Origin of the sequence: Aquimarina sp. AD1, assembly GCF_003443695.1 — a bacterium.
GTDB lineage: Bacteria > Bacteroidota > Bacteroidia > Flavobacteriales > Flavobacteriaceae > Aquimarina > Aquimarina latercula.
On sequence record NZ_CP031966.1, the window covers coordinates 742,670 to 756,402 of the forward strand.

A 13,733-nucleotide genomic window follows, 5' to 3' on the forward strand; every position below is an offset into this window, starting at 1 on the left:
ATAAGTTTTAGTTATGGAAGACCTTTAGGTATAGATTATTCAGATTCAATTTCTTCTAGATCTCCTTCGATCTCTTCAAGTTCATTTTCTATTTCCTTAAGTTCTTCTATAGCTTCTTCTTTACTTTGTTCTTCTTTTTGCTCAAATTCTTCATCAACAGCAATTTCATCTTTTACCCATAATGATTTAGATCCACTAGCTACAATTACTAAAACTCCAATAGTTAAAAATAGGAGTGATAGTTTTTGTGGTTTTTGTTTCTTCTTAGAAATATAAAAAGCTCCAATACCAGCTAACAAAGAAACAATACCAGGCAATACACCTATAGTTCCAAATGGCAGTATTGCCATTATAATTCCTAAAAGAGCAGCTATGGCAGCTATAGATATTAGTACAATTCTCATATGATTTAATTTTTTAATCCAGAGGCTTGAGTTAGGCTTAGTTGTCCGGTTCCGGCTGGAATACTAAATTTAATTAATACAGGAACTTTATTATTATCCGCAGTAAGGTAAACAATGTTTTTATTAGTTCCTTTAAGGGAGTTATTATTGACTGCTATTTTATAACATTCTTTATTTCCCATTGTTTTCGTGCTAATAGTTTCTTTACCCAATAGTTTTAGATATGCAGTTTGAGGTTTTCTATCAAATAAAATTGTTATTTTTTGGTTGGTACCTACCGGTGCTTTTTCTATGTCCATATTACGAATATGATATAAAGTAGAGACTACATCATACGTACTACCACTCATTTTTAAAACCTTTGTATTAGGTTCTTTTTTCTTTTGCATAGTAGCTTTTATAGTCTTTTTTTTATGACTATAAACATATTTTTCCTTCTTTATATATCCACCTTCATTGATATCTCTTTTATATAAATAAGGTGTAAGATTAGCTGGGTTTACATATGCTTCATATACATCTCTAATTTTAAAAAAAGAGTCCCATTTAGAATAAGTAGAAGCGCTACATTTTAACCTAAGATAATTGCTTTTTCCTGTATTAACACGAGTGGTTTGCATGGTTACTTGTGCCAAATTAGTTAATAAGCCAGACATATTATAGGAAGCGGTGTATACAAGTTTTTCATTTTCACCGATAGAAGTGTTCGAGTTCTTCTGAGCTTTTATGGTTGTAAAACAAAGAAGAAGTGCGACAATAAATAATTTTCTCATTATTTTTTATAAATATTAATAACTAATAAGCTCAAGGGCTTTTTTATTCACTAAAATCCAATTTTCATACCATTCTTAAAATAAAGAATAAAAAAAGGGTTAATAGTAACATTAACCCTTTTCAAAAATACTTTATATTTTTTTAATTACCGCCTTCGGTTGCTTTTTTCATTCCATCCTCGATCATATTATAGAATTGATCTAATTTAGGAAGTACAACAATTCTTGTACGTCTGTTTTTAGCTTTATTAGCTGCACTATTGTTATCAGCTATTGGCACATAATAACTTCTTCCTGCAGCAGTCATACGTTTTGGATCTACACCAAAATCTTTTTGTAAAACTCTGACTACAGAAGTAGCTCTTTTTACACTTAGATCCCAGTTATCAAGTAAAACTTTGTTCTTAATTGGCACATTGTCTGTATGTCCTTCTACTAAGAATTCGATATCAGGTTTATCATTTACTACTTTAGCAACTTTACCTAATACTTCTTTTGCTCTTGTAGAAACATTGTAGCTACCGCTCTTAAATAATAATTTATCAGAAATAGATACATAAACTACACCTTTCTCCACATTTACTTCAATATCTTCATCAGCAAGGTTTCCTAAAGCTCCTTTTAAACTAGTAACCAATGCTAATGTTACAGAATCTTTTTTATTCAGTGCATCATTCATTGTTTTTATCTGTAGATCTTTTTCTTTAATACTTTCTAAAGATCTCTCTAGGTTCTCAGCCTCTTTGGTAGATAATGTAGCTAAATTACCAACATTATTTAAAAGGGCTGAATTTTGATTTTTAAGATTACTTACTTGATCTCTTAAAACTTTTAATTCAGAACTTTCACTTGCTTTCTCTTCTAAACAATTATTTAATTTAACTGTTGCGGTATTTAAAAGATCTTGGGTTTCTTTTTGCTTGGCTTCTAGATCTGTAAATTTCTTCTGTGATACACAAGAAGATAATAATACAGCCATTGAAGCTCCGATAATCATTACTTTTTTCATTAGAAAATCTGTTTTTAGTCTTATTCTGGTTATATAACTCAAAATTATTAAAATTGTGACGCATTATCGTACCATTAACAATAATTTAATGAATATAACCCTACAAATGGTTAAATAGTTTTTTGTTTAAAATATAATACTGCCATACAACGGAAGAAACGGAATAATATTTCCTTGTAGCCCTTGATTTTTTACGTTTTTTAACAAAAGTTGGCAAATTTTTGTAAAAGCTGAAATGAGCTTTAAGAATTGCTAAACAATGTGAGGGTTTTCCTTCTAATAAAAATTTAACACCTGCAATTCCATCTAACAGTAATCTAACTAAAATAATATACCAACTAAAAACTCCAGAAGTGTTTTTTACTATCATAAGTAAACTATTTCTGAAGTTAAGAAATGTTTTTTTTGGATTCATAGCGTTTAGTGTAGCACCACCGAGATGGTATACTTTTGATGTTCCTATATATTTAATTAGGTAGCCATTATTTTGTATTCGCCAACAAAGATCGATTTCTTCTTGATGCGCAAAGAAATCTTCATCTAGTTTGTCAACTTCTTCAAAAACTGATTTCCTAATAAATAAACAGGCGCCACTTGCCCAAAATATATCTAAAGTATCATCATATTGACCTTTATCTTCTTCAAGTGTATCAAAAATTCTTCCTCTACAATAAGGGTACCCGAATTTATCAATAAACCCTCCTGCTGCACCTGCATATTCGAAATAGTTCATCTTTTTATAATCTAAAATTTTTGGCTGTATTGCACCAATTTTTTTAGAATTTTTAAAAGCTTCAGCAATAGGGGTAAGCCAATTTTTAGTAACCTCTACATCGCTATTTAGCAGGCAATAAATATCAGCATCGACCTTGCTTAAAGCATCATTATATCCTTTAGAATATCCTCCATTGCTGTCATTTTGGATAATTTGTACTTCAGGAAATGATGTTTTAATATATTCTATAGAATCGTCAGTTGATGCATTATCAGCAACATACACTGATGCTCCTTCTGAATGGTTTACAACAGATGGTAAGAATTGTTCTAATAACGAACGCCCATTCCAATTTAATATGACAATAGCTATATTCACTGATGCAAATAAAAAGCAAATAATAATAAATAGCTATTTATAATCAGGAATATCTTTTAGAAAAGTGTAACATTTTTCTTGATAATTCATTTGACAATAATAATGGTCCAGACCATTAGTGATCATAAGATATTCTGAGTTCAAGACTAAGTTGTATCTGGCTATTTGATCAAACACCTCTTGCGTAATTCTTACAGAATGTGATTTACATTCAATAATCAAATAGATACTGCCATCTGGGTTAAAAACAATAATATCATAACGCTTGTTAAGATCATTAACTTTGATCAACTTTTCTACATTAATAAGGCTTTCTGGATATTTCTTTTCTTCAATTAAATAATGAATTGTATGCTGTCTTACCCATTCTTCCGGAGTAAGAATGATAAATTTTTTGCGTATTCTGTCAAAAATAGAAACTTTATTTTCGCTACTTTTGAACCTGAACTGATATGCTGGAAAGTTAAGGTTTTGCATAGCACAAATTTGATGATTTTTTCTGAATGGATGAAGTAAAACAGATAGTAAGCGATATTAAGAATGGAAATATTAAGCCTATTTATTTTTTAATGGGCGAAGAACCATACTATATTGATAAAATTTCAGAATATATTGATAAAAATGTGCTTGCAGAAGAGGAGAAAGGTTTTAATCAAATGGTTTTATATGGTCGTGATGTTAGCGTAGAAGATATCGTTTCTAATGCTAAGCGATATCCAATGATGGCAGAACGTCAAGTAGTTATTGTAAAGGAAGCACAAGATCTTTCTAGAACCATTGAGAAATTAGCGGATTATGCAGAAAACCCTCAGCCAACTACAGTTTTAGTAGTTTGTTACAAATATAAAAAGATAGATAAACGAAAAAAACTATATAAAATAGTTGCTAAGAATGGTATTATCTATGAAAGTAAAAAACTATATGAAAATCAGGTAGCTGATTGGATAAGAAGAGTTTTAGCTGGATCAAAATACACTATAGAACCAAAAGCGTCTCAGATGTTAGTGGAGTTTTTGGGGACAGATCTAAACAAAATCAATAACGAGTTAGAAAAACTAAAACTGATTATTCCTAAAGGGCAACCTATTACAGCTGATAAAATCGAAGAAAATATTGGAATAAGTAAGGAGTTTAACAATTTTGAATTAAGAAAGGCGATAGGTACTAGAGATGTTATGAAGGCATTTAGAATTATCAATTACTTTGCCCAGAACCCTAAAGATAATCCATTGGTAGTTACCATATCATTGCTTTATAGTTTTTTTTCTCAGGTTTTACAGTATCATGGATTACCGGATAAATCTCAGCGTAGTGTTGCCAGTGCACTAAGAATCAATCCATATTTTGTAAGTGATTATTCTGATGCCAGTCGTAATTATCCTATGAAAAAGGTGAGTCAAATTATTGCGCTATTAAGAGAAGCAGATGTTAAAAGTAAAGGAGTAGGAGCTACAGGTCTTCCTCCAGGAGATATTCTGAAAGAATTACTTGTAAAAATAATGAATTAAATTTTTGCTCGTTTATTAGAAACGGTATGCGATATTAAATGTACCATATCCATGATTTTCTGTACTATTTAATACTCCTGTTGACCAGTGATAAATAAAATTGATTGATATTTTATTCAAGGAATAATACAACCCACTTCGTAGATGCCAAGAAATATTATTTAGATCATCTATCCCATAAGCTTTTTCATCGAATAAATTACCTTGTATAGTTGCATTATATGCAATAAAACGTGTTTCTGCATTAAATTGAAAGAATAATTCGGAATGTTTTTTAGGTAATAATAATGAGTTTTGAAAACTACTAGATTTAGTAATACTTTCAAATTCTCCAATTCTAAAACCAGCCTGAGGAGTAGCTCTAATGTATAGATTTCCTAGATAAGCATTACCACCCACGTAGGTACTAAACCATTTAGAATTAGGGTGTAAGTCATAGGTGAAAGAGCTTTTTAAATTAAATATGAATTGATCTTCTAATTGAAACTGCCAACCATCATACACGGGATCATCAGTAATATTTTCATGAAACCAAGTTTGTATCTCTCCAGCTTGTGATGACGGCCCAATGATACCGGTCAAAATTTCAGATTTTAAGAAAGATCTTTCAAAGGTATACGTTGTTCCTAATGATACATATAAGAGTCCAGCAAATGGACGATCAAAATCATCTCTATCTTCTATTTCTGGAGTAGCAGCAAATATTCTTACTAGCGACGGAGTGTATCCTTCAATTTTTGCACCCAGCGAATAAAACACATCTTTTTTATTTTTAAATAGTTTTTGTAGTCCTAAGAATTTGGTAGTGTTAAAACTATATTCTATTCCCATACCATAAGAATAGTATCGATCAGAATCACGAAAAACTGCAAAAATATCGTTGTCTACAATCACTTTTAATTCTGATTTAAAAGCTTCTTTCTTAGCCTGGGATAATAGGTTAGAAATAGTTATTAAAGAAATTAAAAATAGAGATATAGTAATTTTTGAATTCATTTAGACTTACTTTTTATTCTTTTACCTGTAAAAATAAAAAATCAGTCTTTTTGAGTATGTACTTTTTAACTTTTAAAATTATCCCAAACAATTTTATGTTTTTTAGTATTCTATTTTCTGATCTTTTATGAAACATACATATTAATACTAATTAATGGTATTTTAACTAAATTAGGAATTGAATCAATTACATTTAATAAATGAAAATGTTTCGTTTCTTTAGGAAATCAATTTTTCCAATACTCTTAGTTAATTTCATAGGAATATTAGGATATAGTATTGTCATTCCTATTCTTATATTTATCGTTACGGATCTTGGGGGCAATGGATTTGTTTATGGAATTTTAGGTGCTACGTATCCTTTTTTTCAATTTATTGGAGCCCCAATTTTAGGTAGACTTTCTGATAAAATAGGAAGAAAAAAAGTCTTAGTAATTAGCCAAGCAGGTACATTTATAGCTTGGTTATTGTTTTTAATAGCATTAATTCTTCCAAAAATACCATTATGGTCTTCTGATTCTGGGTTTAGTGGTAATTATATTATGACACTGCCATTGGTTTTACTTTTTTTAGCAAGGATTTTTGATGGTTTTACTGGAGGTAATGTATCTGTTGCTAATGCTTATTTATCAGATGTCTCAACAGATGAAGATAGAGATAAGAATTTCGGAATGATGGGTGCTTCCACAAGCTTAGGTTTTGTTTTAGGACCTGCTGTAGCAGGCCTTTTAGCTTCCACAGTTTTAGGAGAAATATTACCTATTAGTTTAGCCGCTATTATCTCGTTAATAGCAATTCTAGTTATTTTTATCAGATTGCCAGAAAGCAATCCGTGTATGGTAGACACAGGAAGTTTAAACTTTAAATCTTTCAGAAAGTTTTTTCAAGTAGAGCATAAAGATTGTTTTGCAAATAATTCTGCAGAAGAGGGTAGTGATAATAATACATTGAAAGGAGTATTAAACCAAAAAGGAATTCCATTATTATTTACTATTTATTTTTTGACATTTTTGGCCTTTAGTTTATTTTATGCTGGTTTGCCTTTATATGCTTCTACCACATTAAAATGGACAGCAATTGATTTAGGAATGTTTCTTGCGTATTCTAGCTTTATAATGATTCTAGTACAAGGTCCATTATTGTCTTTCTTGTCAGGTAAGGTTTCTAATATCATATTAATTATTATCGGAGCGCTATTTTTATCTCTAAGCTTTTTCTTTCTCTCCTTTAATAACTTAATTGTGCTTTATATAGCAAATACGATATTGTCACTTGGAAATGGACTTATGTGGCCAAGTTTTTTATCCCTTTTGTCAAAAACAGGGAATCCAACGATGCAAGGAGCAATTCAGGGATATGGAAATAGTATGGGAAGTTTAGCAAGTATATTCGGACTTGTTCTAGGAGGAATTATGTTTGAAAGTATAGGAGTAATTATTTTTATTATAGGTTCTTGGATATTTTTAGTGATTCTACTTTTGTTGTTTATAAATTATATCCGAACTAGGAATACTAAGACAATAGAGAATCCTACTGCAGAGGTATTATAGATGCTTTTTCTAAGGAATTGGTAAAAACGAAAAATCTTTTACTTCAGTCATCACAAACGAGCTTTGTACTTTAGAAATATTTTCTAGTGAAGCTAATTTATTAGAAAGAAAATACTGATAGCTTTCCATATCTTCTGCATATATCTTAATTAGATAATCAAACATTCCGGCTACGTGGTAGCATTCTACAACTTCTGGAAATTGCTGAATGTCTTTTTCAAATTTTTTAAGATAATCTGTTTGGTGAAGATTTAAAGTTACATTGCAAAACACCATAAGTTGTAAACCAGCTTTTTTTCTATCGAGAATCGCTTTATACGATTTGATAAATCCTTCACGTTCTAATTTTTTTACTCTTTCAAAAATAGGAGTGGTGGTAAGGTTTAATCTTTCTGCAATCTCTTTGATTGTTATTTTTCCATCTTTTTGTAATAAATTTAGAATAGATCGATCTGTTTTATCCATAATATTTTTCTTTTTCAATTGTCATAAGTAATCAAAAATAGAATAAAATTCTTTTTAAGTTATAATAATGTGTTTTATTTCTAAAATTTGACATTAAAATAGTTTTAATTTCTTTTATAACTAATTTTATATAGTTATAAACGCTAATTATTTCTTCTATAGAAATTCATTAGAACAATTAATAAATACAGTAAACCAAAGAAATGAAAGATCACAATTTTAATCCAGAGAGTTTAATGATGACATATGGTTATAAGCCAGAGTTGTCTGAAGGAGCCATTAAATGTCCAATATTTCAAACATCAACTTTTGTTTTTAAAACAGCAGAAGAGGGGAAAGCATTTTTTGAATTAGCTTATGGTCTAAGAGAGAAATCAGAAAAGGAAGAATTGGGATTGATCTACAGTAGAATTAATAACCCTAATCTAGAAATTTTGGAAAACCGATTATGTCTTTGGGATAAAGCAGATGATTGTGCTGTATTTGAGAGTGGAATGTCTGCTATTAGTACGGTATTATTAGAATTCTTAAAGCCAGGTGATTTATTGGTATATAGTAATCCAGTTTATGGAGGAACGGATCACTTTATTCATCATTTCTTAGATAAAATAGGAGTTGATACTATTGGGGTAATGCCAAACCAGAGTATAGAAGAAGTGGAGCAAATGATAGAAGCTTCGGGTAAGGCAGATAAACTTTCTATGATTTATTTAGAAACCCCGGCAAACCCAACCAATGATATTGTAGATATAGAAAAATTTAGTCAGATTGCTGCTAAATATAGTACAGAGGATCGAAAAGCACTGGTTGCTGTTGATAATACATATATGGGACCTTTATGGCAACATCCATTGCAGTGTGGTGCGGATCTGGTATTGTATTCTGCTACCAAATATATAGGAGGTCATAGTGATCTTATTGCTGGAGCGGTTTTAGGAAATGCGGAATTAATGATCCGAGTTAAAACTTTACGTACTTTTTTAGGTAATATGGTAAGTCCGCATACAGCTTGGCTATTGTTAAGGAGTTTAGAAACACTAAAAGTACGTATGGATCAGCAAACTAAGAATGCTCAGATTGTAGCTGATTATTTAGATAAACATCCTAAAGTAGAAAAAGTGTATTATTTAGGATTGTTAAAAGAAGGAACAGAGGCGCATAGTATTTATACGAAACAATGTTCTGCTCCAGGAGCAATGGTTTCTTTTGATATTATCGGTGGTGAGAATGAAGCATTTATGTTTCTTAATAATCTTAAATTAATGAAACTAGCAGTAAGCTTAGGGGGGACGGAAAGTTTATCAGAACACCCTAAAACTATGACACACGCTGGTGTAAATGAAGAACAGCAACAACAGATGAATATTACAGATCAATTAGTGAGATTGTCTATTGGAGTAGAAAGTGCTAAAGATTTGATATGGGATCTAGAGCAAGCATTGGAAAAGGTTGATATAGCCAATGCTTTAGAAGTAGAAACTGTTTAAAAATAGTTATCCAAAGTTAAAAAGCCCAGGTACAAAGTGTCTGGGTTTTTATATTTTACTGTTATTCTGAAAATTTCTCATTTAATAAATCCCATAATTCCGTATAACCATCATCATATCCTAGTGCCCAAATACCAACGCCTCCTATTTTATTGCTTTTTATCCAATCATATTTAATCGATAGCGATGTAGTGTCTTCGAAAAATAATTGTCTGTATTTTTTGCTGCTATCTTCAATAATCAGGTAACTTGAAGAACTTTTTTTATCAAACTGAACTGGTATTTTTAGTGAGTCCATATATATATTCTTTATCGTATGATACCTTGGATGGGATTTAAATTTATTAACTATTGCACCTATTTCAGAACTATTAGTATACCACTCAGCTCCGTAGTAAGGCAATCCAATAATTAGTTTACTAAGAAGTATCCCCTTCTTGTTATAATAATCAACAGATGTTTCTAAGCCATTTCCAAATAGTTGACTTGTTTTAAAAGGAGTTACAGGTCCTGTCGTTTTACTAAAACTACCATAATAATCATATCCCATTAATGTATAAAAATCTATATATGTATCAATAGCTTGTATGTCAAAAACATCATTCCAGTCAATTGCATAAAGACATAGAGATATCATGTAATTAGGATTATCTTGTTTTAGGCTTTTAGAAATTTCGATAATAAAATTAGTATAGTTTTCTTTATCTTCTTTTGATACTCCTTCAAAATCAATATTTATACCATCTGCAGATCTAAAAGCGAGTAAACTTGATATACTATCTATTAGTGTTTTTTGAGCTTTTGGATTTTTTAAGAATGTACCGTTGTTTTTACCACCAAAATTAGAAACTGATAAGAACACTTTACAGCCTTTTGTTTTAGCACTATCAATTAGCGGTGTAGTTTTCCATTGATGAATACTTTTGTAGCAGCCTGTTTCTGGTTGTATCTCATAAGAAAAATAGGAGAGCCCCCATAACATGGAAAAATTATAATTTTTATAGGAAGAGCCGTTAGCGTATATATGCCAGCCAAATGTTTTTATATCTGGATGCACCTTTCCTTTTTTGTGAATTATTTTTTTGTGTACTCTTTTATGTAAACTATCCCATTGTGATTCTTTTTTAAAGCTATAATTTTCGAATTTCTGATTTTGTAATTGACGATCACTAATGTAACTACTATTATTAGATTGTATTGGGCTTCTATTCTTTTGCTCAGGTTCGTTATTAGTATTACAGCTGATCAAAAGAATAAGTGTGCTAATGATAAAGAATAGTTTCTTCATAATATTTTAGAATTACTTACATAATAAATAAAAATAGCTTTATGTTTTTCATTAAAACACCTGAAATTATAATAGATTTTATAAAAATGATGCTATTTTAAATATTTTTTCAATACAATAAAACTACGTAAATATCTGGTTTTTAGTGTTTTGATTGTTTTTAGGGGATATCTCACTATGCATTTCGGGTGTTTTCCCCCATTGCGCTGTTTGTATTCCTGAAGTATATTTGTACCGGAAATAATTAATAAGGATAAACTAATAATTTTTACACATACAGCATTATGAACTTACTGGGCATTAACTTTCGTTTTATTTTAGATTTTTTACAAGAACTACCTAAAGCAAGCAGTCACGCTATTCATAGATAATATAATAGCTAAATATGAAATAATAAATAATATCATTATTTCATATGATTAAAAAGACCACTTAAATTTATTTTTAAATAAAAATTCAGATTATATAAAACAATTTTACACAAAATATTATGAAACCATTTCGTATAAATTTCAAATTTTTAAAAAAATTTTTAAAAGAACTTCCGAAGGCTTGTAGCCATGCGATACACAGATAGGATGTGATTGTCAATTGGAAGAAACAGTATATTAGAATTTTGGGGGAAATTCTAATACTTAGTTATAATAATGGGGACAAAAAACCGGATGTTTATGCATCCGGTTTTTTATTTATTTTCTTCAATTCTTAGATCACTGAATGATAAATTTCCTACTAGTTTTATCCGATTTAAGGATGTATAGTCCGCTAGATAGTTCTGATATGTCTATGTTTAGTTCTTGAGAATTTACATCTAATTTCATTATTTTTTTTCCTGTAATATCATACAATCTTAGGTATAGATTTCCTTTTTGATATATAGTAATATTTGATCCAGTTGCAGGATTTGGAGTAACCACAATAGCTCCTGTATTTTCTTTGTCAAATCCTACATCTTTTAGTGCTTTTGGTAATGCAGTGAGTACGATAATTTTTTTAGTTCTTTGACCTGTATTATCTATTGCGATAACTTTTATTCTATAACGACCTTCTGTAACATTTTGTAACAAAGGGTTTCCTCCCCAACCATATGGAGCTTCAGTATCTATTCTAATTAATTCTCCATTAAGATATAATCTGACTTCTCTTATACCATCAGGATCATTAGCATCCGCTCTAACTATTAGATCATCTCCTTGATATAGCGTAGTAGTTTCTGTAGGCTGTAGGATGATTAATTCGGGAGGTATATTACTATCTATCATTTCATCTTCAATATTAACTATAATTGATTTTGTAGTAGTAGCTCCTAAATTATCTGTAGCAATTGCTTTTAGTGTGTAGATTCCAGTTTCCAGGTTTTTTAGAGCTTCATTTCCTTCGGGACCACCCCAGATATATGGTGCAGCATTATCTTTTCTTATTAATATATTATTAATGTATAATGCTACATTATCAATACCATTATCATCAGAAGCTTCTGTATGTACACTTATGGTGCTACCTGTATTTAATGTTACATTATTTACAGGACTAATAAAGTTTAATTCAGGAGAAGTATTAACCGTTTCTTTTCTTTTAAAGTGTACGACATACATGGAATATGGTCTTAAATTATATATTCCTGTTACGGGATTAATATTGGAAATACTTTTTCTTAGTCTCGCACTTTCTGAGGTATCATTAATGGCTGTTATAAGATTTTGACTTTTATCTGGTGTTATTTCTTTAAACTCTAAAATTTCTCCATCAAGATTATTTTCAAAAGAAGATTTTGATAATTTGTAGTTATTTCCTTTTTTGTTAAATATGAGTGTATATCCTTCTTTAGTATTTGGATTATAAAAAGTACCGGCATCTACTTCATCATATTTACCTTCAAATTTTCCAAGACCATCGTATTTTTTTGAATTTTCAATTTCGGTTTTAATATATTTAGTTGATTTCTTTACAGGGTCTTTAAACATTTTGAAAAAAGAATAGTTGACAAGTTCATCGTATTCAAAATCCTCAGGCATTAATTCTCCTTTTTTTGATCTAAATGTTAACCATTGTTGAAATGAGTGCCAGTTGCTTATTTCGATTTGAGGATTGCTGAAAAGTTTCATCATGAAATTAGCGTTAAAAAGTCCTCCTAAATACGATAGTCTTAGTTTATATTGCCTCAGATTTCCGCTAAAACCTCCTGTGTGATACTCTGTAAGCCATATTTTTTTGGTGGGAAAATCTCTTTTTAATCTTTCAAAAGTGTTCTGTAACCTATTATCATTATGAGATATACCGTATGTGTACGACTTTTCGTAAGATAAGTAATTTGCGGGATTTACACTACTGCTCATACCTGTCTCTGCATATAGATGAACGGCTAACGCATCATACCAATCTTCTGACATTATATCTTCGTACCAATTTTCTAATCTATTACCAGAAGGAGCAGGACCGTCTAAAAAGGACTTGTCTGTATAGAATTTAGCGGGTAATACTACTGCTACTTTAGCCTCTGTAAAGATCTCCTTAATCATAATCGAGGCTTGCTTGGCCTTCCTTAAATAGGAAGTTGCATTTGGATACGGTTGTTCATATGCCGAGAAAAAAACTTCATTTCCTATTTCAAAATAATTTATTGTAGCTCCCATATCTTTAATGCCTTGTAGAACTTGTCTGTTCTCATTTAGGGTCATTGTAGATAGGTTGATTATATAAGTGGTCTTTGCATTTTCGGTCTTTATAAATTTTGCAAATTTTCTCCAATCTTGTCCTTTGCCACCATCTTCTTTTCTCCCTTTACCATTTGCGTAAAGAGCATTGTTCACTCCATTCACACGTTGATCAAACTGCTCTGAACTTATGCCTGACCAACCTTCTGCAAAACCAGTATATAGGTTTAAGTAATTTGAGCCAGTACCAGCTGGATATCTTAGTGTAGGTTTTCCAAGATCATTATATACCTTTTTAAAAGTAGCGTTTGTAGAGTAGTATGATTTGTGTATATGCTCATCATTATAACCGTATACTTTTTTTTGTAAAGATGTTGATTGGTTATAATCAATCGTTAGATTGATTTGGTTTTGTGCACTTCCTTTTAATGAGAAAAGTACTCCGAGTATACATAATATGATATAGCTCGAACTTACAATGTAATTTGTTTTAGTTTTCATTTTTT

12 protein-coding genes are annotated in these 13,733 nt (G+C 30.3%); 3 read left to right on the forward strand and 9 right to left on the reverse strand.

Going from position 1 to position 13,733, the window contains the following annotated elements; all coding sequences use genetic code 11:
• Positions 1 to 35: 35 nt before the first annotated feature.
• From D1815_RS03490 to D1815_RS03510, 5 genes are all read right to left on the reverse strand, one after another.
• Positions 36 to 404, reverse strand: a complete 369-nt coding sequence (locus D1815_RS03490) for a hypothetical protein (RefSeq protein ID WP_027393654.1) — start codon at positions 402 to 404, stop codon at positions 36 to 38.
• A gap of 5 nt (positions 405 to 409) precedes the next feature.
• Positions 410 to 1,177: a DUF3108 domain-containing protein gene (locus D1815_RS03495; RefSeq protein WP_118385924.1), complete on the reverse strand. Its 768-nt coding sequence runs from the start codon at positions 1,175 to 1,177 to the stop codon at positions 410 to 412.
• Positions 1,178 to 1,319: 142 nt separating this feature from the next.
• Positions 1,320 to 2,186, reverse strand: a complete 867-nt coding sequence (locus tag D1815_RS03500; protein ID WP_027393656.1) for an OmpA family protein — start codon at positions 2,184 to 2,186, stop codon at positions 1,320 to 1,322.
• Between the two features lie 100 nt (positions 2,187 to 2,286).
• Positions 2,287 to 3,279, reverse strand: coding sequence for a glycosyltransferase family 2 protein (locus D1815_RS03505; protein ID WP_118385925.1), 993 nt, complete (start codon positions 3,277 to 3,279; stop codon positions 2,287 to 2,289).
• 33 nt (positions 3,280 to 3,312) lie between these two features.
• A complete protein-coding gene (locus tag D1815_RS03510) occupies positions 3,313 to 3,756 on the reverse strand; it encodes a type I restriction enzyme HsdR N-terminal domain-containing protein (protein ID WP_118385926.1) in 444 nt (147 codons plus the stop codon).
• 26 nt (positions 3,757 to 3,782) lie between these two features.
• On the opposite strand from D1815_RS03510, the gene holA reads away from it, so the two are divergent.
• The gene (gene holA, locus D1815_RS03515; RefSeq protein ID WP_027393659.1) at positions 3,783 to 4,787 is read left to right on the forward strand and encodes a DNA polymerase III subunit delta; all 1,005 of its coding nucleotides are present in this window, start codon (positions 3,783 to 3,785) and stop codon (positions 4,785 to 4,787) included.
• Between the two features lie 15 nt (positions 4,788 to 4,802).
• On the opposite strand, the gene D1815_RS03520 is transcribed toward holA, so the two are convergent.
• Positions 4,803 to 5,783 (reverse strand): lipid A deacylase LpxR family protein, encoded by a 981-nt coding sequence (locus tag D1815_RS03520; protein WP_118385927.1) that lies wholly within the window; start codon positions 5,781 to 5,783, stop codon positions 4,803 to 4,805.
• Between the two features lie 206 nt (positions 5,784 to 5,989).
• Here D1815_RS03520 and D1815_RS03525 point away from each other — a divergent pair, with 206 nt between their 5' ends.
• Positions 5,990 to 7,333 carry an MFS transporter gene (locus D1815_RS03525; RefSeq protein WP_158594500.1) on the forward strand — a complete coding sequence of 448 codons (1,344 nt, stop codon included), beginning with the start codon at positions 5,990 to 5,992 and terminating at the stop codon, positions 7,331 to 7,333.
• Positions 7,334 to 7,342: 9 nt separating this feature from the next.
• On the opposite strand, the gene D1815_RS03530 is transcribed toward D1815_RS03525, so the two are convergent.
• The gene (locus tag D1815_RS03530; protein ID WP_118385929.1) at positions 7,343 to 7,798 is read right to left on the reverse strand and encodes an Lrp/AsnC family transcriptional regulator; all 456 of its coding nucleotides are present in this window, start codon (positions 7,796 to 7,798) and stop codon (positions 7,343 to 7,345) included.
• Positions 7,799 to 8,001: 203 nt separating this feature from the next.
• Between D1815_RS03530 and D1815_RS03535 the strand changes: the two genes are divergently transcribed.
• Complete coding sequence (locus D1815_RS03535; RefSeq protein ID WP_118385930.1) at positions 8,002 to 9,285, forward strand: cystathionine gamma-synthase family protein; 1,284 nt, start codon at positions 8,002 to 8,004, stop codon at positions 9,283 to 9,285.
• Between the two features lie 61 nt (positions 9,286 to 9,346).
• On the opposite strand, the gene D1815_RS03540 is transcribed toward D1815_RS03535, so the two are convergent.
• Positions 9,347 to 10,573, reverse strand: a complete 1,227-nt coding sequence (locus D1815_RS03540) for a glycosyl hydrolase family 18 protein (protein WP_118385931.1) — start codon at positions 10,571 to 10,573, stop codon at positions 9,347 to 9,349.
• A 710-nt stretch (positions 10,574 to 11,283) separates the two neighbouring features.
• Positions 11,284 to 13,728: an Ig-like domain-containing protein gene (locus D1815_RS03545; protein ID WP_118385932.1), complete on the reverse strand. Its 2,445-nt coding sequence runs from the start codon at positions 13,726 to 13,728 to the stop codon at positions 11,284 to 11,286.
• Positions 13,729 to 13,733: the final 5 nt, after the last annotated feature.